Source organism: Ruegeria sp. SAZD011 (assembly GCF_059612545.1).
Genome location: NZ_JBXWQU010000023.1, coordinates 168,863 through 193,887, shown reverse-complemented (window position 1 = coordinate 193,887; position 25,025 = coordinate 168,863). Strand labels below are relative to the sequence as shown.

21 protein-coding genes and 2 tRNA genes are annotated in these 25,025 nt (G+C 64.7%); 10 read left to right on the top strand and 13 right to left on the bottom strand.

What is annotated here, in order from left to right; all coding sequences use genetic code 11:
• Window positions 1-25 precede the first annotated feature (25 nt).
• From AC2FLM_RS12655 to AC2FLM_RS12620, 8 genes are all read right to left on the bottom strand, one after another.
• A complete protein-coding gene (locus tag AC2FLM_RS12655; RefSeq protein ID WP_496858328.1) occupies window positions 26-973 on the bottom strand; it encodes an alpha/beta fold hydrolase in 948 nt (315 codons plus the stop codon).
• A gap of 6 nt (window positions 974-979) precedes the next feature.
• Window positions 980-1,918, bottom strand: coding sequence for a homoserine O-acetyltransferase MetA (gene metA / locus AC2FLM_RS12650; RefSeq protein WP_496858326.1), 939 nt, complete (start codon window positions 1,916-1,918; stop codon window positions 980-982).
• Window positions 1,919-2,051: 133 nt separating this feature from the next.
• Window positions 2,052-2,126, bottom strand: a tRNA-Glu gene (locus tag AC2FLM_RS12645).
• Between the two features lie 189 nt (window positions 2,127-2,315).
• A tRNA-Glu gene (locus AC2FLM_RS12640) sits at window positions 2,316-2,390 on the bottom strand.
• A gap of 111 nt (window positions 2,391-2,501) precedes the next feature.
• Window positions 2,502-4,241 carry a single-stranded-DNA-specific exonuclease RecJ gene (gene recJ / locus AC2FLM_RS12635; RefSeq protein WP_496858324.1) on the bottom strand — a complete coding sequence of 580 codons (1,740 nt, stop codon included), beginning with the start codon at window positions 4,239-4,241 and terminating at the stop codon, window positions 2,502-2,504.
• A 108-nt stretch (window positions 4,242-4,349) separates the two neighbouring features.
• Window positions 4,350-5,303 (bottom strand): class II fructose-bisphosphatase, encoded by a 954-nt coding sequence (glpX, locus tag AC2FLM_RS12630; protein ID WP_496858349.1) that lies wholly within the window; start codon window positions 5,301-5,303, stop codon window positions 4,350-4,352.
• Between the two features lie 97 nt (window positions 5,304-5,400).
• Entirely contained in the window at window positions 5,401-6,687 is a 1,287-nt protein-coding gene (locus AC2FLM_RS12625; RefSeq protein ID WP_496858322.1) for a homoserine dehydrogenase, read from the bottom strand.
• A gap of 101 nt (window positions 6,688-6,788) precedes the next feature.
• On the bottom strand, window positions 6,789-7,061 hold the full coding sequence (locus AC2FLM_RS12620; protein WP_234220032.1) for a hypothetical protein: 273 nt from the start codon (window positions 7,059-7,061) through the stop codon (window positions 6,789-6,791).
• Window positions 7,062-7,163: 102 nt separating this feature from the next.
• Here AC2FLM_RS12620 and AC2FLM_RS12615 point away from each other — a divergent pair, with 102 nt between their 5' ends.
• On the top strand, window positions 7,164-7,748 hold the full coding sequence (locus AC2FLM_RS12615; protein ID WP_234136490.1) for a TetR/AcrR family transcriptional regulator: 585 nt from the start codon (window positions 7,164-7,166) through the stop codon (window positions 7,746-7,748).
• Window positions 7,749-7,823: 75 nt separating this feature from the next.
• Here the strand turns inward: AC2FLM_RS12615 and AC2FLM_RS12610 are convergent, their stop codons facing one another.
• Window positions 7,824-8,735 (bottom strand): pirin family protein, encoded by a 912-nt coding sequence (locus AC2FLM_RS12610; protein ID WP_496858319.1) that lies wholly within the window; start codon window positions 8,733-8,735, stop codon window positions 7,824-7,826.
• 119 nt (window positions 8,736-8,854) lie between these two features.
• Window positions 8,855-10,030 (bottom strand): 4Fe-4S double cluster binding domain-containing protein, encoded by a 1,176-nt coding sequence (locus AC2FLM_RS12605; protein ID WP_496858317.1) that lies wholly within the window; start codon window positions 10,028-10,030, stop codon window positions 8,855-8,857.
• A gap of 100 nt (window positions 10,031-10,130) precedes the next feature.
• Between AC2FLM_RS12605 and AC2FLM_RS12600 the strand changes: the two genes are divergently transcribed.
• Window positions 10,131-10,616, top strand: coding sequence for a hypothetical protein (locus tag AC2FLM_RS12600; protein WP_496858315.1), 486 nt, complete (start codon window positions 10,131-10,133; stop codon window positions 10,614-10,616).
• 3 nt (window positions 10,617-10,619) lie between these two features.
• On the opposite strand, the gene AC2FLM_RS12595 is transcribed toward AC2FLM_RS12600, so the two are convergent.
• The 3 genes from AC2FLM_RS12595 to AC2FLM_RS12585 are packed head-to-tail and all read right to left on the bottom strand — an operon-like array spanning window position 10,620 to window position 13,379.
• Window positions 10,620-11,171: a TadE/TadG family type IV pilus assembly protein gene (locus AC2FLM_RS12595; RefSeq protein ID WP_496858313.1), complete on the bottom strand. Its 552-nt coding sequence runs from the start codon at window positions 11,169-11,171 to the stop codon at window positions 10,620-10,622.
• 4 nt (window positions 11,172-11,175) lie between these two features.
• Window positions 11,176-11,709 carry a TadE/TadG family type IV pilus assembly protein gene (locus AC2FLM_RS12590; RefSeq protein WP_496858311.1) on the bottom strand — a complete coding sequence of 178 codons (534 nt, stop codon included), beginning with the start codon at window positions 11,707-11,709 and terminating at the stop codon, window positions 11,176-11,178.
• Entirely contained in the window at window positions 11,706-13,379 is a 1,674-nt protein-coding gene (locus AC2FLM_RS12585; protein ID WP_496858309.1) for a pilus assembly protein TadG-related protein, read from the bottom strand. Before AC2FLM_RS12585 ends, AC2FLM_RS12590 begins: the two co-directional genes overlap by 4 nt.
• A gap of 325 nt (window positions 13,380-13,704) precedes the next feature.
• Between AC2FLM_RS12585 and AC2FLM_RS12580 the strand changes: the two genes are divergently transcribed.
• From AC2FLM_RS12580 to rpoD, 8 genes are all read left to right on the top strand, one after another.
• On the top strand, window positions 13,705-15,135 hold the full coding sequence (locus AC2FLM_RS12580) for a Glu/Leu/Phe/Val family dehydrogenase (RefSeq protein WP_496858307.1): 1,431 nt from the start codon (window positions 13,705-13,707) through the stop codon (window positions 15,133-15,135).
• A gap of 200 nt (window positions 15,136-15,335) precedes the next feature.
• Window positions 15,336-16,589, top strand: coding sequence for a sarcosine oxidase subunit beta family protein (locus tag AC2FLM_RS12575; RefSeq protein WP_496858305.1), 1,254 nt, complete (start codon window positions 15,336-15,338; stop codon window positions 16,587-16,589).
• A gap of 55 nt (window positions 16,590-16,644) precedes the next feature.
• Entirely contained in the window at window positions 16,645-16,908 is a 264-nt protein-coding gene (locus AC2FLM_RS12570) for a sarcosine oxidase subunit delta (protein WP_234136499.1), read from the top strand.
• Window positions 16,905-19,838: a sarcosine oxidase subunit alpha family protein gene (locus tag AC2FLM_RS12565; protein ID WP_496858303.1), complete on the top strand. Its 2,934-nt coding sequence runs from the start codon at window positions 16,905-16,907 to the stop codon at window positions 19,836-19,838. Before AC2FLM_RS12570 ends, AC2FLM_RS12565 begins: the two co-directional genes overlap by 4 nt.
• Entirely contained in the window at window positions 19,831-20,376 is a 546-nt protein-coding gene (locus tag AC2FLM_RS12560; RefSeq protein WP_496858301.1) for a sarcosine oxidase subunit gamma, read from the top strand. Before AC2FLM_RS12565 ends, AC2FLM_RS12560 begins: the two co-directional genes overlap by 8 nt.
• 35 nt (window positions 20,377-20,411) lie before the next feature.
• Complete coding sequence (locus AC2FLM_RS12555; protein ID WP_234136502.1) at window positions 20,412-20,708, top strand: hypothetical protein; 297 nt, start codon at window positions 20,412-20,414, stop codon at window positions 20,706-20,708.
• Window positions 20,709-20,800: 92 nt separating this feature from the next.
• Window positions 20,801-22,750, top strand: coding sequence for a DNA primase (dnaG, locus tag AC2FLM_RS12550; RefSeq protein WP_496858299.1), 1,950 nt, complete (start codon window positions 20,801-20,803; stop codon window positions 22,748-22,750).
• Window positions 22,751-22,861: 111 nt separating this feature from the next.
• Window positions 22,862-24,844, top strand: a complete 1,983-nt coding sequence (gene rpoD / locus AC2FLM_RS12545; protein WP_496858297.1) for an RNA polymerase sigma factor RpoD — start codon at window positions 22,862-22,864, stop codon at window positions 24,842-24,844.
• Window positions 24,845-25,025: the final 181 nt, after the last annotated feature.

Below are 25,025 nucleotides of genomic sequence, written 5' to 3'. Positions count from 1 at the left end.
GGTTCAATATGGAAGCTGTTGGCGATTAACGCAAACCCGCACGTGTCGCGGCGCGCAGGACCGCCTCGGCGACTCTCTCGGCCGCCACATGCTGGGGCATGTGGCCGATGCCGGGCAGGGCGGTCAGCACCGCGCCGGGGATTTGCCGCGACAGGGTACGCGAATGCAGGTCGAAATTCACCGTGTCATCTTCGGTTCCATGCACGATCTCGGTGGGCACCGCGATGTCGCGATATCGCGGATGCAGCGCCTTGATTTCCTCCAACAGGCTGGCCCGGTGGCGGGCATTGGCCCTGAGCGAGCCGCGGCGCAGGGACAGGCCGGGGCCGAAATGCGCGTCATAGCCTGCGGGGGCCGGTTGCGGCGCGAACACGTCGTCCAGCGCGCGGGCGACATAGCTGTCAGGCACATAGGCGGTGATCAGCGGCACCGCCACCGCCGCGCCCAGCCGGGTCGAGGTGATCCGGTAGAGCAGGTCCAGCGGCGTGGTCCAGGGGTTCGACGCGGCGGCCACCGGCACCAGCGCCGCCAGCCGGTCGGGGTGATGCACCGCCCAGGCCAGCGCCACTGCACCACCATAGCTGTGGCCCAGCACGATGGGGCGTTCGGCGCCCAGCTGCACCGCCGCCCGCATCAACAGTTGCGCCTGACCGGCGATATCCTCGGACCCGGCGGGGGCAGGATCGGAATAGCCCAGCCCGGGCCGATCCAGCAGGATGACGCGGAAATGCCCGGCAAGGATCGGCGCCAGCACAAAGCTCAGATCGCGGGTATTGCCGTTCGAGCCATGGATCATCACCAGATCCGGGCCGCTGCCCATAACCTCGGCATGGATGCGCATCCCGTCCACGGTGACGAACTGGCCCTGTGGGGGATGGCTGGCCTGCGCGCGTGCCTCGTGCCGGGCGGCACGCCACAGGGTCAGCGCCCAGAACCCCGCCGCCAACAGCACAAGGATCAGCAGCACCCGCATGACCACTCAGCCCCGCAGGTCGGTGGATTCCAACCCTATCCGCGCCATGTCATAGGGCGTTGTCTCGTAGATCTCGCTGATCCAGTTGCCATAGAGCAGATGCGCATGGCTGCGCCAGCGGTTGAGCGGCCGCCGCGAGGGATCGTCGTCGGGATAATAGTTGATCGGCACATTGATCGCGGTGCCGCCCGCGACGTCACGGTCATATTCCTGTTTCAGCGTGTCGCTGTCATATTCGAAATGGTTGAAGATATAGAGCGCGCGATGCCCCGGATCGGCCACCAGGCAGGGGCCGACCTCGTCGCTGCCCAGCAGGGTGACCAACTCGGGCACCGCATCGATCTCGGCCTGTTTCATCTCGGTCCAGCGGCTGACCGGGATCACGAAATCATCCGAGAACCCGCGCAGATAGGGCGAGGCCGGGTCCAGATTGCGGTGCCGGAAACAACCGAATGCCTTGTGGTCCAGCATATGTTTGCGGATGCCGTGGAAATGGTTGATCATTGCCATCCCGCCCCAGCAGACGCCGAATGTGGAATGCACGTTGGTCTGGGTCCAGGCAAACACCTCGCGCAGTTCGTCCCAATAGGTGACGTCCGAAAACTCCAGATGTTCGATCGGGGCGCCGGTGATGATCAGCCCGTCGAACTTCTCGTCGCGCACCTCCTGAAAGGGGCGATAGAATTCTTCCATATGCTCAGAAGCGGTGGTCTTGGTCTGATGCTCGGTCATCCGGATCAGGCTCAGCTCGATCTGGAGCGGCGTGGCGCCGATCAAACGGGCGAACTGGGTCTCGGTCTGGATCTTCTTGGGCATCAGGTTCAGAAGCCCGATGCGCAGGGGCCGGATATCCTGCCGCGCGGCCTGGTCCTCGGACATGACCATGACCCCCTCGCGGGTCAGAATGTCATAGGCGGGCAGATGTGCGGGGATCTTGATAGGCATGTCGCGGGCTTCCTTTCCGAGATTTGGAGGTAAGCCATCAAATGCAAAAGCGCCAGCCCCTATCACGGTCCTGTGGCTGCCACGCCGCGCTCGATGACCGGGCGGTCCGCAAGGGCCTGTTGATCGGGGAAAATGGCAGCCCGTAGGGGAATCGAACCCCTCTTTCCAGGTTGAAAACCTGGCGTCCTAACCGATAGACGAACGGGCCACGCTTGGCGTGAAGCGGCTTTTACGGAGAGTCGCGGCACGGCGCAAGAGGGGAAATGCGAATTTCTTGCGGCATTTGCCACCTGCCTGGCTGCTTGGGAAATGCCACGGTCCGGGCAGCACAATGATCACGGAACAGCATCTGCGTCGGCGGTGACGCGAGGCTGAAAATAAGGATGGCTGGGAGAAATGGCAGCCCGTAGGGGAATCGAACCCCTCTTTCCAGGTTGAAAACCTGGCGTCCTAACCGATAGACGAACGGGCCACTCTGGCTTGTGGAGGGCGTTTTATGGTGTCCCTTTGCCCCTCGCAAGTGGAAAAACACTATTTGTAAAATTTTTTTGCAAGGCTATGAAAATCCTTTGTTTTCAAATGCTCAGGCGCGCGCGACGTCGTCCACGCGCAGCTGCACGCTCTGCGTGCCGCCCCAGGAATTGATCTCGAGCCGTCCGGCGAAATGGAACCGGGCGCCGCCGTGGTTTTCCAGTATCGGGCCGATCTCGCCATCGAAGGCGCCAAACAGGATCGCGTCCAGCCCGCCGCCCATTCCGTCGGCCAGCGACAGTTTCAGATGCGAGGCGCCGACCCGTTTGGCAAAGCGGATTTGCAGGTCGGGCAGGGCAAAGCGCGGGGCAGGGGCGCCGGCGCCGTAAGGGCCTGCCAGTTCGATCTGTTCCAGCAGCTCGACCGTGGCCGCGCCCGGCATCAGCACGCCGTCCAGCCGCATATCCGCCGGTCCGCCCTGTCCGGCACCCTGTTTGGCCAGCAGCTCCGACAACCGGTCCATCGCCGGTTCCAGCCGGTTGCGCATCACGGTCAGCCCGGCCGCCATCTTGTGACCGCCGCCCTTGACCAGCAGCCCCTCGGATGCCAGCCGCTGGATCGCCGCGCCCAGATCGACACCCGCCACCGAGCGGCCCGAGCCTTTGCCCTCGTCGCCGTCGAAACCGATGACGATGGCGGGCCGGTTGGCGGCATCCTTGAGGCGCGAGGCGACGATGCCCACCACGCCCGGATGCCAGCCCTCTCCCGCCGCCCAGACCAGCGGCGCCTCCAGCCCGCGGGTTTCGGCCTGATCCAGCGCGGCGGCGCGCACGGCGGCCTCGATATCGCGCCGCTCGGTATTGAGCAGGTCCAGCCGCTCGGCCAGCGCCTGCGCCTCGCTCATGCTGTCGGTGCCGAGCAGGCGGGCGCCCAGATCGGCCTGCCCGATCCGGCCCCCGGCATTGACGCGCGGCCCCAGCAGAAAGCCCAGGTGATAGGTGTTGGGCATGGCGTCCATGCGGGCGATATCGGCCAGCGCCACCAGCCCGGGCCGCCGTCGCTGTGCCATCACCTTCAGCCCCTGGCGCACCAGCGCCCGGTTCGCCTCGACCAGCGGCGCCACATCGGCCACGGTGGCCAGCGCCACCAGGTCGAGCATCGCCATCAGGTCGGGGCCGCGTTGCCCACGCGCGCGCAGCTGGCGGCCCGCCTCGACCAGCATCAGGAACACCACGCCGGCGGCGCAGAAATAGCCCAGATCGCCGCTTTCGTCCTGCCGGTTGGGGTTCACCACCGCCACGCAGTCGGGCAGGGTCTCGGCCCCCAGATGGTGGTCCAGCACGATGACATCGGCGCCCTTGGCGGCGGCGATCGGGCCATGGCTTAGCGTGCCGCAATCGACACAGATGATCAGGTCATGGCTGCGGGCCAGATCCGCCATTGCCGCCTCGTTGGGGCCATAGCCCTCGTCGATGCGGTCGGGTACATAAAGCGTCGCGGTCTGTCCCATCTCGCGCAGCCAGCAGATCAGCAGCGCCGCCGAACTGCCGCCATCCACGTCGTAATCGGCAAAGACCGCGATCCGCTGGCGCCCGGCAACCGCTGCCAGGAACCGCGCCGCCGCGATTTCCATATCCTTCAGCTTGCGCGGATCTGGCAGCAGTTCCTTGAGCTTGGGGTCAAGGAAGCCGCGCGCCTCGATCGCCGGGACCCCGCGCCGGGCCAGCACCTGGCACACCGCCTGCGGCAGGTCGGTCTGCTGCCGCATCATCTGCGCCGCCCGCTCGGTCTCCAGATCGGGGCCGACCCAGCGCTGCCCGCTCAGGGACTGTTCGATGCCCAGATAACTCACCACTCACCTCATGCGCAAAGGCCGGACCCTGCGCGGATCCGGCCCTTCATTTCGCCCCAAATACTCCCGCCGGAGGCTGCGACACCAGCCGTATCCGCCGCCAAAGGCTCAGACCGGGGTACGATAGCTCATCCGCCGTACCGAGCCGGTCTTGGACCGCATCAGCAGCGTCGTGGTCTCGACCCAGCCCGGTTCGCGCTTGATGCGCGGCAACAGCGATCCGCCGGTCACGCCGGTGGCGGCAAAGATCACGTCCTGCGTCACCATCTCGTCGCGGGTATAGACGCGGTCCAGATCGGTGATGCCGGCCTTGGCGGCGCGGCCACGCTCGTCATCGTTGCGGAACAGGAGCCGGCCAAAGATCTGCCCGCCCATGCATTTCAACGCAGCCGCGGCCAGCACCCCCTCGGGCGCACCGCCCGAGCCCATATACATGTCGATGCCGGTCGTCTCGGCCTCGGCGCAATGCATGACGCCCGCCACATCGCCATCGGTGATCAGCCGGATCGAAGCGCCGGTTTCGCGCACCTCGGCGATCATCGCCTCGTGGCGCGGACGCTCCAGGATACAGACGGTGATATCCGACGGCTTGCAGCCCTTGGCCGCTGCCAGCGCCTCGACCCGCTCGCGCGGCGACATGTCGAGCGACACGACGCTCTCGGCATAGCCCGGACCGATGGCCAGCTTGTCCATATAGACGTCGGGCGCGTGCAGCATCGAGCCGCGCGGGCCCATGGCGATCACGGTCAGCGCGTTGGGCATGTCCTTGGCGGTCAGCGTGGTGCCTTCCAGCGGGTCGAGCGCGATATCGACGCCCGGACCGTTGCCGGTGCCCACTTCCTCGCCGATATAGAGCATCGGCGCCTCGTCGCGTTCACCTTCGCCGATCACCACCACACCGGCGATGTCGAGCAGGTTCAGCTGTTCGCGCATCGCGTTCACCGCGGCCTGGTCGGCGGCCTTTTCGTCGCCGCGACCGATCAGCGAGGCCGAGGCCAGCGCGGCCTGTTCGGCCACGCGCGCGAGGCCCAGCGAAAGCATACGGTCATGAAATTCGGGCATGGAGGACATGAATAATTCCTTGCAGATGGGCTTACTGACCCTCTAACGCAGGGCGGCGGGAGTCCACAAGCATGTTTGCGAAAACGGTTCGGGCGGGTCAGACCGCCTCGATCCTCAGCGCCACCGGTTCGGCGGCCAGAACACCCGCCGCCGTCATGGCGTCCAGCGCAGCGTCCAGATCGGCGCGCTGGGTCTTGTGAGTGACGATCACCACCGGCGCCTCGGCGCTGTCATGGCCGGTCTGGCGCATCCGGTTGATGCTGACCCCGGCATCGCCCAATGCGGCGGCCACCTTGGCCAGCGCGCCGGGACGGTCGGGCAGCAGCAGGCGCAGGTAATAGGGCGCCGGAGAGTTCGACTGTGCGCTGTCGGCCTCGGCCAGCGTGTGGGCGGGCTGTCCAAAGACCGGCAGGCGGAAGCCGCGCGCGATATCGCAGATATCGCCCAGTACGGCGCTGGCGGTGGGGCCTTCGCCCGCGCCGGGGCCGCGCAGCACGATCTGTTCGACCGCGTCACCCTCGATCACCACCATGTTGGTGCCGCCCTCGAGCTGGCCCAGCGGCGAGTCCGCCGGCACCAGACAGGGGCGCATCCGCTGTTCCAGCCCGCGCCCGCTGCGCTGGGCCACACCCAACAGCTTGATGCGATAGCCCATGTCGGCGGCATAGGCGATGTCTTCGAGGTTGATGCGCTCGATCCCCTCGATGTCGATGCCGTCGAAATGCGGTTTGGTGCCAAAGGCGATGGCGGCCAGCAGCGCCAGTTTGTGCGCCGCGTCGATCCCGCCCACATCCAGCGTCGGGTCGGCCTCGAGATAGCCCAGTTCGGCGCATTCCTGAAACAGCGCGTTATAGCCTTTGCGCTGCGATTCCATGCGGGTCAGGATATAGTTGCAGGTGCCGTTCATGACCCCCATCACGCGGGTGATCTCGTTACCGGCCAGCCCCTCGGTCAGGGCCTTGATCACCGGGATGCCACCGGCAACGGCAGCCTCGAAGCGGATCACCCGGCCTGCGGTCTCGGCCTGCTCGGCCAGCGCCTGACCATGGATGGCCAGCAGTGCCTTGTTGGCGGTGACCACGTCCTTGCCGGTTGCCAGCGCGGCCTCGATCGAGGCCTTGGCGGGGCCGTTCTCGCCCCCCATCAATTCGACGAACACATCGACATCGTCGCGGCGGGCGAGGGCGACCGGGTCGGTCTCCCACGCGTAGGAGGACAGGTTGATGCCCCGGTCCTTGCCCGCATCACGGGCCGAGACGGCCACGATCTGGATCCGGCGTCCGGTACGCGCCTCAAGCAGATCGGCCTGACGGCGGATGATGCGCACAACGCCGACGCCCACGGTTCCCAATCCCGCGATCCCAAGCCGCAATGCCGGTTTCATGCTGTCTGTCCTTTCTGCTCGTGCCTGGACCGGTCCTGCCGGACCGGTCCCTTGCCGCGTGCCTTAGCCCGTTCGGGGCGGGCGTGCAATCGTCGGGCGTGTTATTCGGTCTCGCTCTGCGAGGTGTCTTGGTCGGTCGCCTCTTGCAGGCGCCGGGCGCGCTGGGCCAATGCGTCGCGACGCGCTTCGAGGGACTTCTGAACCGCCTGGGCCTCTCCCTCGGGGTCGGCGGGCGGGCCAAGAGCCTCGTCCAGTGGCACCAGTTTGGGAAAACCCGCTTTGCGCAGATCGGGGCTGATCCGCTCGTTCAACTCGGGCACCTGTGTGCAGGCCGCCGCCAGCAGCAAAAGAGAAAGAAATGCGGATCTAGGCATGCGGCCACCGGACCTGTTGAAGGGTGTCCCTTTTGTCGTAAATTGTCGGCACCGGTGCAAGCGGGGCTTTTATCTGAACACATGTTCAGATAGCGTGGCCATATGGCACGTACCCAAGGTTCCCATTCCGATATCACCGGCCCGCGCATTCAGGACGCGGCGCTCAGGCTGTTTGCGCGGCACGGTTTCGCCGCCGTGTCGATGCGCCAGATCGCCGGAGAGGTGGGTGTGCAGGCGGGCGCGCTCTACAACTACACGCCGGACAAGCAGAGCCTGCTGTTCGGGCTGATGCACCGGCATATGGACGAACTCCTGTCGGCGCGCCAGCACCGGGTACGCGGGGATGCGCTGACCCGGTTACGTGATTTCGTGGGGTTTCACATCCGGTTCCACCTGAACCGGCCGGACGAAGTGTTCATCGCCTATATGGAGCTGCGCAACCTGACGCCCGAGAATTTCGCAACCATCGAAGGATTGCGGCGGCGGTATGAGGACGATCTCGAGGCGATCCTGCGCGCCGGGGTGGAGGAAGGTGCCTTTGCGGTGCCCGATACCAAGATCGCGACCCTGGCGGTGATCGCGATGCTGAACGGGGTCAATACCTGGTACCGGGCCGAGGGGCGGCTGTCGCTTGACCAGGTGGAAGGCATCTATTGGGACATGGTCCGCAAGGCGGTGGCGGCCTAGTCGTTTTCCGATCCGGAAAACGACCCGGAAAACAGATGTTTTCCGGGTCGGAATTCTTGCAGAATTCCGCGCGCCTCAATGCGCGGGGCGAATGAAGGTGCCGTTGCGCAGATCGCGCATGGCCTGCATCAGCTCTTCCTGCGTGTTCATCACGATCGGCCCGTGCCAGGCCACCGGCTCGGCGATCGGCGCGCCCGAGATCAACAGAAAGCGTATCCCCTGCGGCCCGGCCTGCACCGTCACCTCGTCGCCGGTGCCGAAGCGGATCAGGGTGCGGTCGCCCGACAGGTCGCGGATATTGACCTCTTCACCCGCCACTTCCTTTTCCAGCAGCACACCGGTTGGCGCCGAGGCATCGGCAAAGGCGCCGGCCCCTTCGAACACATAGGCAAAGGCGCGGCGATAGGTGTCGATCCGGAACGTCTTCTTCACCCCCGCCGGGACGAAGATATCGAGATATTGCGGATCGGCGGCGATGCCGTCCACCGGACCGGTCTTGCCCCAGAAGCTGCCAACGATCACCCGTACCCTTGTGCCGTCATCGTCGATCACCTCGGGGATCTCGCTGCCGCGCACATCCTGGTAGCGCGGCGCCGTCATCTTCTGGCTGGCGGGCAGGTTGCCCCAAAGCTGAAAGCCATGCATCTGGCCCTGCGGATTGCCCTTGGGCATCTCCTGATGCAGGATACCCGACCCGGCGGTCATCCATTGCACGTCGCCCGCGCCCAGCGTGCCGGTATTGCCCAGCGAATCCCCATGCTCCACCGTGCCGGCCAGCACATAGGTGATGGTCTCGATGCCACGATGGGGATGCCAGGGAAAGCCGCGCAAATAATCCTGCGGATGCTCATTGCGGAAATCGTCAAACAGCAGGAACGGGTCCAGCTCGGTCGGGTCCTGAAAGCCGAAGGCGCGGTGCAGCTTGACCCCGGCGCCTTCGAGCGCGGGGGTGGCGCGGCGGGTTTCTAGGATGGGACGAATGGACATGGTGGGGTCTCGCTTGGGCTGTGAAAGCTGGTTTTAAGATAGGGGGCGCCGTTGCCAAGGCAATTCCGCGTCGCGCCACCGGGCTTGTGCAGCGGTGCACAGCCGCCGGAGTGTCAGCTTCAGGTCCCGGCCCACCAGTCCGCAGGTTTGCGCCGCTTGCCGTGCCCACGCGCCAGCCGCAGCGCCAGGTGGCGCAGCGGCGACAGCGCGAGCCGCAGCCACAACCGGTTGCGTCGCCGCGCATAGTCGCGGTTGAATGGGCAGACCCGCATGCAGATCGCGCAATCCGAGGCGAGCTTGGCCCAGAAGCCGAAACATTTCTCGGCATCCGAGGTCCATTTGCGCACGCCCCGGATGGCCGAGACATTCGGCGCCACATCCGAGGGCGGCCCATAGGGCAGCGCCTTGACCGGGCAGGCATCGGCGCAGGCCGTGCAGATGTCGCAAAAGGCGCGCACACCCCGTGGGCGCGGCACATCATGGGCCAGCGGCAGGTTGGTGAACACCTTGGAAAACCGTAGCCGGGGGCCGAATTCCGGCGTGATCACCATTTGGTTGCGGGCGTATTCGCCCAGGCCCGCCTTGACCGCATAGGGGATCACCAGCCCGGTGTCGTTCATCGAGGCCACGGCCTCGTATCCCAGATTGCGGATATAGGCGGCCAGCTGCATCACCACCGCCGCCTCGTGGCTGTATTCGCGCCCGGTGGCGGCCCCGGCCAGCGCCGAGGGGTAGGTGGCCACCAGGTCGCGCTCCATCTCGTGGCCCAGCACGATGACCGAGGTCAGCCCGTTGGGCAGGCCCAGCGGCGCCTCGCTCATGTCGCGGGTATCGACGCGGGCGGTATAGTGCCAGCGTTCGTCCAGTTCGGTCACGCCGCACAGATCGGCGCCAAAGAAACGGGCGACGCGTTTGATCTCGGCGCTCATGGCGGCGGGATCGTCGATATCGACCTGTTGCGGCGCCACCGGCGTGTCATAGCTGATCGGGGCCTGGAACCCCTCGCGCCGCCCCTCGGCGGCAAAGCGGTTGGTGACAACATCCGAGATCAGCCAGGCGGCGTTGCGCAGCGCGAAATCACGCTGTGTGAACCCATCGCCCCGGCGCGGTGCCGCCTCCATCCGGTAGGAGGCAAAGAAGGCATCCGTCTGTTTCGACCGCACCGACGGATCCCACATGGCGCGGGTGAACACGTCGTTGCGCTGGGAAAAGCGCTCGAACGCCTCGGTTGTTTCGATCCCGGCGGCGGCATCGGTCGGACGGGTGCGGTCGGGCCGGTTGGCGGGATAGCTCATGGGTGTCACGCTAACTCGGGGTTTGTGGGTAGGGCAAGATGCCTGTTCGGCGCCCGCGCAATCGGCTATGCAGGCGCAACGAACAAGAGGGCGACACCAGATGCAGGACGAGGTTTTGGCAACGATCGAGGCATCGGCGCCCCGGCGCTGGATGGCGCTGGTGGTGCTGACGGTATTGGGCGGGCTGCTGATCTACGTGGCGGTCGTAACGCCGCCGGCGGTAGGCTGGCAGGCCTTTCTGATCGTACTGGGGGCGCTGACGCTGTGGCTGGCGCAGCGCATGTTCCAGGCGACGGCGGGGCGGGTCGAGATGACCGCGACGGAGCTGCGCGGCAGTGACGGAACGGTGATCGCACGCATCGCCGATATCGAGGGGTTGGACCGGGGTGTCTTTGCCTTCAAGCCGTCGAACGGGTTCCTGCTTCGCACTTCGGTGCCGGGCGGGCGCACCTGGCAGCCGGGCCTCTGGTGGCGGATGGGCCGCCGGATCGGCATCGGCGGCGTCACCCCCGGATCGCAGACGAAATTCATGGCCGAGATGCTCTCGGCCATGATGGCGGAACGGGATGGAACCTTGCCGCGCTAAGCGTCAGACGCTGCCGGCGATCTCGTTGGTGAAACGCGGGCGGGTAAAGATGAAGGTTTCCATGTCGGTGTCTTCCAGCCCGACCCGGAACGGCGACCGGTAGACGTTCTTTGTTTCGACCAGGATCAGCGTATCCTGATCCGACATCGGCGGCAGACGCGGGCTGACCGTACTGACATTGGCGTTGCTCAGCGTCCCGGGGAAACCGCGATTGGCCGACCAGCGTACCCGGTGCCGGTCGCGCCTCTGGTCATAGCGCAGCAGCGAGATGCGAACCTGAAGGTTGTCGGTGTCCTGCACCATGCGTTCGAATAGATCGACCATCGAATCGATATAGGCATCGTCGATGGTACGCGTCTCGCGCGAGATCAAATCGCCGATCGTATAGGCGGCTTTCACGTTCGAAGCCGCCTCGCGATACCCATCGAAATAGGTATAGCCGATCATGATGGTCCAGAACAGCATCGGCACCGTCAGCAGGGCCTCGACCGCGACCGACCCTTCTTCGTTTTGGCGGAACAGGCGCAGAGAGTTCGATATGCGTTTCATCAGCATGGCGTTACAACGGCTCCTGCACAAAGACCGACATGGCGGTCAGGGCATACTGACCTTCTTCGTTGGCCAGCGTCGCCCCCAGCGTCGAGGTCGGAAAGATCGGGTCGATCTTGGCACAGGCCCGCAGCACCATCAGCTCGTTGGCCTGACCGTTCTCGAAATTACGCACCGGGCGCGCCTCGGCGGACAGGTCGGTGCAGTCCGGCGTTGCCGGCAGGGTGATGCCGGCATAGGGATCCTGGCGGATCATCTCGAGCTTGAGGTTGGTGCTGCAACTGCGGATGAACACCGCCTTGTCGCAGATCCGCGACTTGAGCTCGTTGTGACCGGGGTTGGAGCCGGTGCTCAGTCGCAGATCGCGCACCACCACATCCACCGCCCGTTCCAGCATCGCGTGGTTCAGCGTCATGAAGGTCAGTTCGACCCCCGCCAGCATCACCCCGATCACCGCCGGGAACACGATGACGAATTCGACCGTTGCATTGCCGTCCTCGCCCTTGCGGAACCGGCGCAGGAAAGTGCTTAGACGCCGTATCATTGTGTCAACCTCAGCTTGCGGATCGACGAGGCGATCGAGGTGAAGGCGTCGCTGATCTCCAGCCCTTCGGCATCATAGTAATGGCTGTCCGAGCTGGCGCAGCGCTTGAGCACGCGGCGGCCGCTTGAGGGGGCCTCGAAGCCGACGGTGTAGACGATGATACCCTCGTCCTTGGCCGCGTCGCAGACATGGTTGGTGCGCTGGTCCTTGGCCGTGGCCTCCTTGTGCGTCATGGCGGCATTGTACCATTCCGCCCAGGCGTTGCTGGTGAATTCGAAGTTGTAATAGGCGTTATAGGCCAGCGATACCTTGGCAAAGAGTTCGGCATAGGTCAGCTGAACGGCGGTTCCCGGCTCGTCCTGCTGGGCGCAGTTGTAATAGCCGTTGGAATTGAAGCCGCAGACCTCGCTCTGACCGTTGCCATAGGGGTGGTCCGACCAGCGGTTCTGGTCCGGCCAGTAATAAGAGTTATTGCCGTTGTCATGATAGATGCTGAACGCATTGGTGGGGTTGTTGTCGGGCGACCCGCTGATCACGTCTTCGGAGGCATTGTACCATACGGGTGAATTGCCAGTGCGCAGCGACGGGTTCAGCATGTACTGGTTGGTATTCTCACCATCCGACATGACGATCAGCACCTTGAGCACATCGCCCGAGTCATAGGCGCTGGGGCGGCCCTGAAAGATCGCGGGCACCTTGTTGTCGGCGATCAGACCGCTGATCACGCTCTGCGTGCCGGGATCCAGCATGACGACACCCCATTTGGTGCCGATGTCGATCGAGGTGTTGCCGCGACCGGTCAGTCCGTCGATATAGTTGTTCAGAACGGTCTGGTTGTTGGTGAACGGCAGGATCGCGGTGCTGGCACGCACCGGGCAGACCGGCGTCGTGATCGGATCCTTGGAATAGGTGAACGGGTCGAAATGCATGGTCCGTTCCAGCGGCGTCACGCGCGACAGTCCGGGCTGGCTGAACTCGTCATCGATGAAGTTCACGCAATGCGAGTAGGTGTGCTCGGTGCTGACATTGTAATAGGGCAGGATGTCGGGGCCGGCATTGACCTGGGTTGCATAGGGAATGATCGAGATCGAAACCGCGCCCGGTTCGGTCGCGGACAGCATGTGATCGATGAATTCCTTGGCCGCGTTCTTGAGGTTATAGAGCCGGCTGTTGCTGTTCATCGAACCCGATACGTCGAGTACCAGCGAGATTTCCACGTTGCCGATGCTTTCCTCGGCGGTGCTGGCCGCGGGAATTGTCAGAGTGTCATAGCCCGAGAGTTTCATGAAATGGGTGGGCAGGTCTGCGGTGGCGGTCGCGGAAACCTTTCGATAACCGAGCCCCTCTTCGACCGAGATGCTGGAGAGATATTCGAGCAACCCGGCCTTTTCGAGATACGAGCGCACCACGGTTTCGGGCGAGACCTGTTGATCGAGGTCGGCCGCGGCCAGAACGGCGCGGTCCATCGTGTATTGCAACGCGGCGCGCTTCTGTTCATAGCGCATCAGGTCCACGCCTATTCCGGCGGCACCGACAAGGGCCAGAAACAGGAACAGCGCCATCACGGTCATCAGCCCGTCTTCTTCGCGTGCAAAGGCATGGCCGCGGTCCCTGAGCCGGGTATGAACACGACGCGTTGCCGCACCGATGCTGATCAGCGTATCGAACATCTTCCACCTACCTTCCCGGCAGAACCCCAGCCGGAGATCACAGTTCCACTTACGGTTTGTGCCCGGCAAAGATGGCAGGATTGGGGCGCAAATCGCCCGAAAGGGTGAATGTTAACCGTGTGTTAAAGACATTCCGACTGGCGAGGTCGGCTTTGTTTCCTCTGGGCCGACAATGACGCCAAGGGGGCGTTCGAATCGCCGTTTTGACCGGTTTCGATTTCTTCAAGCGATTAAAAATGTCGCACTCCTGTGACGAAGCGTCATATGTTGCCTGCGACAAGGTGTCATCATCCGAGTCGGAGAAGGTCATGGAGGTTTTTGGTTAATGACCCGCAAGAACGAGCCCAGTTTCAGAGAAAGCGTGGATATGATGTTCAACAGGGCGGTGGCCCTGATGGACCTGCCGCCGGGACTGGAAGAGAAGATCAGGGTTTGCAACGCCACATACACGGTCCGCTTCGGGGTGCGCTTGCGCGGCCAGATCCACACCTTTACCGGCTACCGGTCAGTCCATTCGGAGCATATGGAGCCGGTCAAGGGTGGTATCCGCTACGCGATGGCGGTGAATCAGGACGAGGTCGAGGCGCTGGCGGCGCTGATGACCTACAAATGCGCCTTGGTCGAAGCGCCCTTTGGCGGCTCGAAAGGCGGCTTGCGCATCGATCCGCGCCAGTACGAAGAGCACGAGCTGGAACAGATCACCCGCCGCTTTGCCTATGAACTGGCCAAGCGCGACCTGATCAACCCGTCCCAGAACGTGCCTGCCCCAGACATGGGCACGGGCGAGCGCGAGATGGCCTGGATCGCCGACCAATATGCGCGCATGAACACCACCGACATCAACGCGCGCGCCTGTGTCACCGGCAAGCCGCTCAATGCGGGCGGCATCCATGGCCGGGTCGAGGCCACCGGGCGCGGCGTGCAATACGCGTTGCAGGAGTTCTTCCGTGACAGCATCGGCGTCGGGAAGTCGGGATTGTCAGGCAAGCTCGACGGTAAGCGGGTGATCGTTCAGGGCCTGGGCAATGTGGGCTATCACGCGGCCAAGTTCCTTAGTGAAGAGGATGGGTGCCTGATCACCGGCATCATCGAACGCGACGGCGCCCTGGTCAGTGACGAGGGACTGGATGTCGAGGCGGTGCATAACTGGATCGTCAAGCACGGTGGCGTCACCGGTTTCCCGGACGGGACCCATGTGACCGATGGTCCCAAGGTGCTGGAAGAGGAGTGCGACATCCTGATCCCGGCGGCGCTGGAGGGGGTGATCAACCTCGACAATGCCGATCGGATCAAGGCGCCGCTGATCATCGAGGCGGCAAACGGCCCGGTGACCGCCGGTGCCGACGAGGTCCTGCGCAAGAAGGGCTGCGTGATCATTCCCGACATGTATGCCAATGCCGGCGGTGTGACGGTGTCTTATTTCGAATGGGTCAAGAACCTCAGCCATATCCGGTTCGGCCGCATGCAGCGCCGCCAGGAAGAGGCGCGCCACCAGCTGGTCATCGACGAGCTGGAGCGGCTCGACCGCTATCTGGGCGATGCCTGGTCGATGACGCCGCAATTCAAGGAGAAGTACCTGCGCGGCGCCGACGAGCTGGAACTGGTACGCTCGGGGCTCGATGACACCATGCGTATCGCCTATCAGGCCATGCGCGATGTCTGGCACGAGCGGAGCGATGTCGAGGATCTGCGCACCGCCGCCTATCTGGTCTCGATCGACCGGGTCGCCAAGAGCTATCGCGCCAAGGGCCTCTGAGGCGGGGCGCGACATCGAAGACGCGGGGCGTGCGGGCAACCGGGCGCCCCTTTTTTGCGCGATCAGGGTCTGAATTCATGTCGTGCCGGCGACAGGATTAGTCGCGGACAGACCAGTCTCTGTCGATTACGGTCTTGAGACCGCGCTCATCGGTGGTACTCGTTATGACAGCGATACCAGGTCGGCAAGGAGAGACGGCGATGCGGTTTTCGGGCCTTCGGGTGTTGAAGGAGGGGCTGACCGGCAACAAGGGCTGGCGGCCGCATTGGCGCGACCCGGCGCCCAAGCCGGAATATGATCTGGTCATCATCGGCGGCGGTGGGCACGGGTTGAGTACCGCCTATTACCTGGCGCGCGACCATGGGCTGACCAATGTGGCGGTGCTGGAGCGCGGCTATATCGGCGGCGGCAATATTGGCCGAAACACCACCATCGTGCGGGCCAATTACTTCCTTCAGGGCAATTCCGAATTCTACTCGCACTCGCTGAAACTGTGGGAGGGTCTGGAAGAGGACCTGAACTATAACGTGATGCATTCGCAGCGCGGCATCCTGAACCTGTTCCATTCCGACGGTCAGCGCGATGCGGCGGCGCGGCGCGGCAACATGATGCTGAGCCAGGGCGACGATGCCATCCTGTTGGGGCGCGAGGAGCTGCGCGCCAAGGTGCCGTTCCTCAATTTCGACGACCAGCGTTTTCCGCTTTACGGCGCGCTCTATCACCCGCGCGGCGGCACCGCGCGTCATGACGCGGTGGCCTGGGGCTATGCGCGGGGGGCGGACAGTCGCGGCGTCGACCTGATCCAGAATTGCGAGGTCACGGGGATCGACGTCGAGAACGGGCGGGTGACTGGCGTGCAGACGGTGCGCGGCCCGATCCGGGCCAGGAAGGTGGCGATGGTGGCGGCGGGCCGTTCCAGCCAGGTGGCGGCGATGGCGGGCATGCGCCTGCCGATCGAGAGCCATATCCTCCAGGCCTTTGTCACCGAGGGGCTGAAACCGGTGATCGACCACGTGATCACCTTTGGCATGGGACATTTCTATATCAGCCAGTCCGACAAAGGCGGGCTGGTCTTTGGCGGCGACCTGGATTTCTATGCCTCTTACGCGGCGCGCGGCAACCTGCCCACGGTGGAACATGTGATGGAGGCGGGCATGGCGTTGATGCCGATGATCGGCAAGGCGCGGGTGCTGCGCAGCTGGGGCGGCATCATGGACATGTCGCCCGATGGCTCCCCCATCATCGACCGCACCCATATCGATGGGCTCTATGTCAATTGCGGCTGGAACTATGGCGGGTTCAAGGCGGTGCCGGCCTCGGGCAACGTGTTCGCGCATCTCTTGGCAACGGACCAGTACCACCCGGCGGCAACACGGTTCAGGCTGGACCGCTTCCGCACCGGGCGCGGGATCCTGGATGAAGAGGGCACCGGCTCTCAACACAACCTGCATTGAGGGGGGAGAGGCCGGACATGAGTATTTTTGGCGGAATGAAGAGTGGGGGACGGCGATGAGGATCACCTGTCCGCATTGCGGCGACCGCGACAGCCGCGAGTTTTCCTATAAGGGCCACGCGCTGGCGCTGGAGCGTCCGGCGCCCGATGCAGGGGCCGAGGCCTGGGACGATTATGTGCATTTGCGCGAGAACCCGGCCGGGGAGACCCGTGACCTGTGGCATCACCATTTTGGCTGCGGCGCCTGGCTGGTGGTCACCCGCAACACGCTGACCCATGAGGTGCTGGGCTGCGAACTGGCCTCGGAGGCGCGGCGATGAGGGTTCAGGGCAAGGGGCTGATCGACCGGGACAGGCTGGTCTCGTTCACCTTCGACGGGGTGGGCTACAGCGGGTATCAGGGCGACACGCTGGCCTCGGCCTTGCTGGCCAATGAGGTGCGGCTGGTCGGGCGTTCGTTCAAGTATCACCGCCCGCGCGGCATCCTGACGGCAGGCAGCGAGGAACCCAACGCGCTGGTTACGGTGGGGCGCGACGGGCGGCAGGACCCCAATGTGCGCGCCACGGTACAGGAGATATACGAGGGGATGGAGGCGCGGAGCCAGAACCGCTGGCCTTCGCTGAGCTTTGACCTGATGGCGGTCAACGACCTGGCGGCGCCGTTTTTGGGGGCGGGGTTCTATTACAAGACCTTCATGTGGCCGCGCAGTTTCTGGGAGAAGCTGTATGAGCCGGTGATCCGCCGCGCTGCGGGTCTGGGCGCGTTGTCGGGGCAGGATAATTCCGACCGTTATGAGCGCGCCTTTGCCTTTTGTGATCTGCTGGTGATCGGCGCCGGGCCTGCGGGGCTGATGGCGGCGCTGGTGGCGGGCCGCGCCGGGGCCGATGTGATCCTGGCCGACGAGGACGCGCGCATGGGCGGGCGCCTTTTGGCCGAGACCTATGAGATCGACGGCAAGCCGGGGGCGGTCTGGGCCGAAGAGGCGCTGGCCGAGCTGCGCGGGATGGAGAATGTGCGTCTGATGACGCGCACCACCGTTGCCGGGGCCTATGATCAGGGCACCTATGCAGCGCTGGAGCGGGTCTCGCATCACCGCGCCGACCGGGGCGCGGGTGCGCCGTTGGAATGTTTCTGGCGTATCGTGGCGCAGCGCGCGGTGCTGGCAGCGGGCGCGCTGGAGCGCCCCATCGCCTTTGCCGACAATGACCGGCCCGGCATCATGACCGCCGGCGCGGTGCGTGCTTATCTGAACCGCTGGGGCGTCAGCCCGGGCCGCGCCGTCACCGTGTTTGGCAACAATGACGATGCCCATCGCACCGTGCGCGACCTGCTGGCGGCGGGGGTACATGTGGCGGCCCTGATCGACAGCCGTCATGACGCGCCGCGCCTCAATGGGGTGCGGATGATCCGGGGCGGTCAGGTCTGCGGCACCGGCGGGCGGCAGGGGCTGGAGCGGATCACCATCCGCCATCCCGGTGGCGAAGAACGGATTGCCACCGACTGCCTGGCCATCTCGGGCGGCTGGAACCCCAGCCTGCACCTGACCTGTCACATGAACGGGCGGCCTGAATGGCGCCGCGACATTGCAGCCTTTGTGCCGGTGGCGGGCATGGTGCCCGGCCTGCGCGCGGCAGGCGCCTGCAACGGTGCCTTTTCGACCATGGCCTGTCTGCGCGAAGGGGCCGAGGCGGCGTCCGAGGCACTGAACGCGCTGGGGCTCAAGGCGGATCAGGGTACACTGCCCAAGGCCGAAGAGACGCCCTATGCTCTGGAGCCGCTCTGGGCGGTGCCGGGGCGCGGGCGGGCCTGGCTCGATTTTCAGAACGATGTCACCGTCAAGGATGTGAAACAGGCGGCGGTCGAGAGCTTCCGCTCGGTCGAGCATATGAAGCGCTATACGACGCAGGGCATGGCGACCGATCAGGGCAAGAACTCGAACGTGGCGGCGCTGGCGGTGCTGGCCGATGCCACCGGGCGCGGCATCCCCGAGACCGGCACCACCACCTTTCGCCCGCCCTACAGCCCGATTGCCATCGCGGCGCTGGGCGCGGGGGGCGAGGGCAAGGGGTTCCAGCCCGAGCGCTTTACCACCTCGCATGCTGCCACCCTGTCACGCGGCGCACCGATGATCGAGGCCGGTCTGTGGTACCGTCCCAGCTATTTCCCGCAGGCGGGCGAGACCGACTGGCAACAGAGCTGCGACCGCGAGGTGGGTTACGTGCGCAACGCGGTGGGGGTGGCCGATGTCTCGACCCTGGGCAAGATCGACATTCAGGGAGCAGATGCGGCGCGGTTGCTGGATTTCGTCTATACCAACATGTTCTCGACACTGAAGGTCGGGCGCGTGCGCTATGGGCTGATGCTGCGCGAGGACGGTCATGTGATGGATGACGGTACCACCGCGCGGCTGGGCGAGGATCACTACCTGATGACCACCACCACCGCCGCCGCTGGGCAGGTGATGGCGCATCTGGAGTTCGTGGCCCAGGGCCTGCATCCGGAGTGGGACGTGTCGTTGTGTTCGGTCACTGAACAATGGGCGCAATTCGCCGTTGCCGGTCCCAGGGCGCGCGAGCTGCTGAACGGGCTGCTCGACACGCCGGTCGATCCGGCGGACTGGCCCTTCATGTCCTGCGGTGCGGTGTCGGTGCTGGGCGTTGGTGGGCGGCTGTTCCGGATCTCTTTCTCGGGTGAGGAAGGGTACGAGATCGCCGTACCCGCCCGCTATGGCGCCAGCCTCTTCGACCTGCTGGTCCGTCGCGCCGAGGCGCTGGGCGGTGGCGCCTACGGGATGGAGGCATTGAACGTGCTGCGGATCGAGAAAGGCTTCATCACCCATGCCGAGATCCATGGCCGCGTCACCGCTTATGACATCGGCATGGGCGGCATGGTTTCGGCCAAAAAGGATTGTATCGGCAAGACCATGGCGCAGCGTCCGGGGCTGGAGGAGCCGGGGCGCGAGCGTCTGGTGGGACTGAAACCCATCGCCGCCGAGGGCAAGCTGCTGGCGGGCGCGCATCTCTATCGGCAAGAGGATGCCGCCCGGCGCGAGCATGATCAGGGTTATGTGACCTCGGTTTGCCATTCGCCGGTTCAGGGTCGGATGATCGGGCTGGGCTTTCTGGCCGATGGGCCGGACCGGATCGGAGAGATCGTCAAGATGGTCGACGGGCTGCGCGGAGTGACCACCTATTGCGAGGTGGTCAGCCCGGTATTCTATGACCCCGAGGGAGGGCGGATGCGTGGATAGGTTGTTCGCAAAGACGCCCTGTGCGGGGCAATTGCCGCTGAGCATCGGCGGCATGACGGTGCGCGAGGTGGACCTGGGTCCGATGACGTCACTGTCGCCGCGCAAGGGGCAGGGGACGGCACTGGCCGGGGCGCTGGGCGCGGCGCATGGTCTGGACTGGCCCGGTGCGGGCCGGGCCACGGCGGCGGGCGATGCGCGCGCGATCTGGTTCGGCCATGACAGCGTGTTGCTGACCGGCGCCGCGCCGGATGCGACGCTGGCCGGGCCGGGTGTGCTGGTCGATCAGTCGGATGCCTGGACGGTGGCGCGTCTTGACGGCACCGGCGCCGAGGCGGTTCTGGCGCGGCTGGTGCCGGTCGATCTGCGCGCGCCCGGATTTGGTCCGGGCGCCACGGCACGTTGCCGGATCGGGCATATGGCAGGCTCGGTCACCCGGCTGGAGACTGGCGGATTTCTGCTGATGGTGTTCCGCTCGATGGCGCAAACCCTGCTGCATGACCTGAAATCGGCGATGGAAGCGGTGGCCGCGCGCGGGTAAGGTCCGGGGAACCTTCGAATCCCGGGAGACGACCCATGTACCGTTACGCCCTTGTTGCGCTGCTTGCGGCCTCGCCGCTGGCGGCGGCGGAAACCAAGCAGGAAAGCTGCCAGTATCAGGCCGATGTGGTGGCCGCGATCCAGCAGGCGCGGCTGGACCGGGTCAAGGAACGCGACGTGCCCGCCGCCGTGGCCGCCACCAACCCGACCTGGCCCGCGAACTATAATGCCGCCATCCCGCTGATCGCGCCCTGGGTCTATCAGCAGAAGATGCGCGATGTGCGTGAACAGGACCTGTCGGCCGCCTGGCTGGAGCTGTGCCTGAAGCAATAGGCGCGCTTGTCCGGCCCTGACGGGCCGTCTTCGCTGTGGAAAAGGCGCGCCGCCCGCTTGGCGCGCCTTGCGCTTTCTGCCATCGTGGTCCCATGTCACTGCCCCCCGGATTTCTGGACGAGCTGCGAAACCGCCTGAGCCTGACACAGGTTGTCGGGCGCAAGGTCATGTGGGACATGCGCAAGTCGAACCAGGGCAAGGGCGACATGTGGGCGCCTTGCCCGTTCCACCACGAAAAGACCGCCTCGTTCCATGTGGATGACCGCAAGGGGTTCTATTACTGCTTCGGCTGTCAGGCCAAGGGTGATGCGCTGAAATTCGTGCAGGAAACCGAGAATGTCGGTTTCATGGAAGCGGTCGAGATCCTGGCCCGCGAGGCGGGTATGACCATGCCCGCGCGCGACCCCAAGGCACAGGAGAAACAGGACCACCGCAGCCAGCTGGCCGAGGTGATGGAACAGGCGGTGCGGTTTTTCCGCCTGAACCTGAGCGCCGGGGGCGGCGCGGCGGCGCGCGACTATCTGGCCCGGCGTGGTCTCAGCGCACAGGCGCTGGAGCGCTGGGAGATCGGCTTTGCCCCCGATGGCTGGCAGGGCTTGTGGGATCACCTGCGTGGCAAAGGCGTGGGCGAGGAGCTGATCACCGGCGCCGGGCTGGCCAAACCTTCGACCAAGGGCGGCAAGCCCTATGATACCTTCCGCAACCGGATCATGTTTCCGATCCGGGACGCGCGCGGGCGCTGCATCGCCTTTGGCGGCCGGGCGATGGATCCCAAGGACAATGCCAAATACCTGAACTCGCCCGAAACCGCGCTTTTCGACAAGGGCCGCAGCCTGTTCAACCACGGCCCCGCCCGTACGGCGGCGGGGCAGGGCCAGCCGCTGATCGTGGCCGAGGGCTATATGGACGTGATCGCGCTGGCCGAGGCCGGGTTCGGCGCCGCCGTGGCGCCGCTTGGAACGGCCGTCACCGAACACCAGTTGCAGATGATCTGGCGCATCGCGGACGAACCGATCGTGGCGCTGGATGGTGACACTGCCGGGCTGCGCGCAGCGCTGCGGGTGGTCGATCTGGCATTGCCTCTGCTCGAGGCCGGCAAATCGGTTCGCTTTGCAATAATGCCCGAGGGCAAGGACCCCGACGACCTGATCCGCGCCGAGGGACCCGCAGCCATGCAAAACGTGCTGGATCAGGCCCGACCCATGGTGCAGCTCTTGTGGCAGCGCGAGACCGAAGGCCGCGTGTTCGACAGCCCCGAGCGCAAGGCGGCGCTGGACAAGGCGCTGCGCGACAAGATCAAGCTGATCCGCGACCCCTCGATCCGCGCCCATTACGGGCAGGAGATCAAGGACCTGCGCTGGCAGCTGTTCCGGCCACAGCGTGGACCGAAACAGCCCTGGCAGCCGCGCGGTACATGGAAGGCGGCGCCGGTTGCGGCCACACCGGGCACGCGGGCCTCGCTCTTGGCCAGCTCCGACGACGCGGCGCAGATCCGGCTGCGCGAGACGGTGATCCTCGCCGCCGCCATTGCCACACCTGAGGTGATCGTGCGGTTCGAACACGCGCTGGAACGGCTCGACTGCCGCGATCCCGACCTGGCGATGCTGCGCGATCTGGCACTGCGCATCGGGATTGACGACCCGCAGGGGCTGCGTGACAGGATTGACGACAATCTCGGCCCTGAGGCCCTTGAAAACCTCTACGCGCTGCGCCATGTCCAGATTATCCCCTGTGTGCGCAGACCGGGCGATGTTGAGCTGGCGGAAATGACGCTGGCCGAGGAACTCGCAAAACTCCAGGCGCTGAGGGGGTATGACGCCGAGATCGAGGAGGCCCGAGAGGACATCGCCGAAAATGCCGACGAGTCGCTGACCTGGCGCGTTGCACAGGCCGCCGAAGAGAAACAGCGCGCCGCGCGCAGCCAGAACGAGGACAAGGCGCTGTTCGACGTGGCCGACAATGGCGCGCGAATCAAGCGCGACGAACGCGAGGCCTTTGACGCGATCATGGCGGGAATCGATTTTCGCCGGAAACGCCGCTAGGGCGTTTTCCTAAGGAAAAGGCAAAATAAAACCGGTAAACGGGTGGCCGAATCAATTCTGAGCACTAATGATTCGGCTCACACGAATCGCCCATCCCTGCAGGAGCACTGAATGGCCGCCAAGGACACCGCCGAAGACCAGAAGCCCGAAGACCAGGAAGACGAAGTCTCGCTCGACATGAGCCAGGCCCAAGTCAAGAAGATGATCGCCGAGGCCCGGGAAAAGGGCTATATCACCTACGATCAGCTCAACCAGGTGCTGCCGCCGGATCAGGTGAGTTCCGAACAGATCGAAGACGTGATGTCGATGCTCTCCGAGATGGGTATCAACATCATTGAGGACGAGGAGGTCGAGGAGGAAGAGCAGAAGGGCTCTACCGATCTGGTCACCACCGAGAGCAATCGCGAGGTTGCGCTGGCTGGCGCCCAGACCGAAAAGCTCGACCGCACCGATGACCCGGTCCGCATGTATCTGCGTGAAATGGGGTCGGTCGAACTGCTTAGCCGCGAGGGCGAGATCGCCATCGCCAAGCGGATCGAGGCGGGCCGGAACACGATGATCGCCGGGCTGTGCGAAAGCCCGCTGACCTTTCAGGCGATCACCATCTGGCATGACGAACTTCTGTCCGAAGACATCCTTCTGCGCGACGTCATCGACCTGGAGGCCACGTTTGGCAACCAGCTGGATGACGATGAAGAAGAGCCGGTGGTATCCACCAGCGCCGTGCAGACCGCCAAGCCGCAGCGCGAGGAAACGCCGGAATACGACGCCGACGGCAACCCGATCGCGACCGAGGATGACGACGACGAGGACGATCAGGCCAACATGTCGCTTGCCGCGATGGAGGCCGCGCTCAAGGACAAGGTGCTGACCACCCTCGAACGGATTTCGTCCGATTACGCGCAACTGAGCGAGATGCAGGACAGCCGTATCTCGGCCACACTGAACGAGGATGGCTCGTTCAGTGACAACGACGAGGCGACCTATCAATCGCTGCGCTCGGAGATCGTGTTGCTGGTGAACGAACTTCACCTGCACAACAACCGTATCGAGGCGCTGATCGACCAGCTTTACGGCATCAACAAGCGGGTCATGTCCATCGACAGTTCGATGGTCAAGCTCGCCGACCAGGCCCGTATCAACCGCCGCGAATTCATCGACGCATATCGCGGGCGCGAACTGGACCCGAACTGGCTGGCCGAGATGGGGGAAAAGCCCGGTCGCGGCTGGCAGATGTTCATCGAACGCTCAAGCGACAAGGTCGAAGAGCTGCGCGCCGACATGGCCCAGGTCGGCCAGTATGTGGGGCTGGATATCTCGGAATTCCGCCGCATCGTGCAACAGGTGCAGAAGGGCGAGAAAGAGGCCCGCCAGGCGAAAAAGGAAATGGTCGAGGCCAACCTGCGCCTGGTGATCTCGATTGCCAAGAAATACACCAACCGCGGCCTGCAATTCCTCGACCTCATTCAGGAAGGCAACATCGGCCTGATGAAGGCCGTGGACAAGTTCGAATACCGCCGCGGCTACAAATTCTCGACCTATGCGACCTGGTGGATCCGGCAGGCGATCACCCGTTCCATCGCCGATCAGGCCCGCACCATCCGTATCCCTGTGCACATGATCGAGACGATCAACAAGCTGGTGCGCACCGGGCGCCAGATGCTGCACGAGATCGGTCGCGAACCGACGCCCGAGGAACTGGCCGAAAAGCTGCAGATGCCGCTGGAAAAGGTCCGCAAGGTGATGAAGATCGCCAAGGAGCCGATTTCGCTGGAAACCCCGATCGGCGACGAGGAAGACAGCCAGCTGGGCGATTTCATCGAGGACAAGAATGCCGTGCTGCCGCTGGACAGCGCCATTCAGGAAAACCTCAAGGAAACCACGACCCGCGTGCTGGCCTCGCTCACCCCGCGCGAGGAACGGGTGCTGCGGATGCGGTTCGGCATCGGCATGAACACCGACCACACGCTGGAGGAAGTGGGCCAGCAGTTCAGCGTCACCCGCGAACGTATCCGCCAGATCGAGGCCAAGGCACTCAGGAAACTGAAACACCCCAGCCGCTCGCGCAAACTGCGCAGCTTCCTGGATCAGTGATCAAGGCGCCCCCGCAAGGGGGCGTTTTCTTTTGGGACGCGGCTTGCACGACATGAACAGAGCGCAACGCCGTCTGCCAATCCTGTGCAGTTGCCTCTGTCGCAACGCTTGATCGGACCTGCCCCTCTTTTGCGACAGAGCATGCATTCCGCTTCCTCTTGCCCAAAATATCCCGGGGTGA

Coding starts and splice junctions, on each gene's coding strand:
- AC2FLM_RS12655 (WP_496858328.1), bottom strand. CDS start 973: ATGCGGGTGCTGCTGATCCTTGTGCTGTTGGCGGCGGGGTTCTGGGCG.
- glpX (WP_496858349.1), bottom strand. CDS start 5,303: ATGCCCGAATTTCATGACCGTATGCTTTCGCTGGGCCTCGCGCGCGTG.
- dnaG (WP_496858299.1), top strand. CDS start 20,801: ATGTCACTGCCCCCCGGATTTCTGGACGAGCTGCGAAACCGCCTGAGC.
- AC2FLM_RS12615 (WP_234136490.1), top strand. CDS start 7,164: ATGGCACGTACCCAAGGTTCCCATTCCGATATCACCGGCCCGCGCATT.
- AC2FLM_RS12610 (WP_496858319.1), bottom strand. CDS start 8,735: ATGTCCATTCGTCCCATCCTAGAAACCCGCCGCGCCACCCCCGCGCTC.
- AC2FLM_RS12565 (WP_496858303.1), top strand. CDS start 16,905: ATGAGGGTTCAGGGCAAGGGGCTGATCGACCGGGACAGGCTGGTCTCG.
- AC2FLM_RS12595 (WP_496858313.1), bottom strand. CDS start 11,171: ATGCTGATGAAACGCATATCGAACTCTCTGCGCCTGTTCCGCCAAAAC.
- metA (WP_496858326.1), bottom strand. CDS start 1,918: ATGCCTATCAAGATCCCCGCACATCTGCCCGCCTATGACATTCTGACC.
- AC2FLM_RS12575 (WP_496858305.1), top strand. CDS start 15,336: ATGCGGTTTTCGGGCCTTCGGGTGTTGAAGGAGGGGCTGACCGGCAAC.
- AC2FLM_RS12590 (WP_496858311.1), bottom strand. CDS start 11,709: ATGATACGGCGTCTAAGCACTTTCCTGCGCCGGTTCCGCAAGGGCGAG.
- AC2FLM_RS12585 (WP_496858309.1), bottom strand. CDS start 13,379: ATGTTCGATACGCTGATCAGCATCGGTGCGGCAACGCGTCGTGTTCAT.
- AC2FLM_RS12570 (WP_234136499.1), top strand. CDS start 16,645: ATGAGGATCACCTGTCCGCATTGCGGCGACCGCGACAGCCGCGAGTTT.
- AC2FLM_RS12600 (WP_496858315.1), top strand. CDS start 10,131: ATGCAGGACGAGGTTTTGGCAACGATCGAGGCATCGGCGCCCCGGCGC.
- AC2FLM_RS12555 (WP_234136502.1), top strand. CDS start 20,412: ATGTACCGTTACGCCCTTGTTGCGCTGCTTGCGGCCTCGCCGCTGGCG.
- rpoD (WP_496858297.1), top strand. CDS start 22,862: ATGGCCGCCAAGGACACCGCCGAAGACCAGAAGCCCGAAGACCAGGAA.
- AC2FLM_RS12625 (WP_496858322.1), bottom strand. CDS start 6,687: ATGAAACCGGCATTGCGGCTTGGGATCGCGGGATTGGGAACCGTGGGC.
- AC2FLM_RS12580 (WP_496858307.1), top strand. CDS start 13,705: ATGACCCGCAAGAACGAGCCCAGTTTCAGAGAAAGCGTGGATATGATG.
- AC2FLM_RS12605 (WP_496858317.1), bottom strand. CDS start 10,030: ATGAGCTATCCCGCCAACCGGCCCGACCGCACCCGTCCGACCGATGCC.
- AC2FLM_RS12620 (WP_234220032.1), bottom strand. CDS start 7,061: ATGCCTAGATCCGCATTTCTTTCTCTTTTGCTGCTGGCGGCGGCCTGC.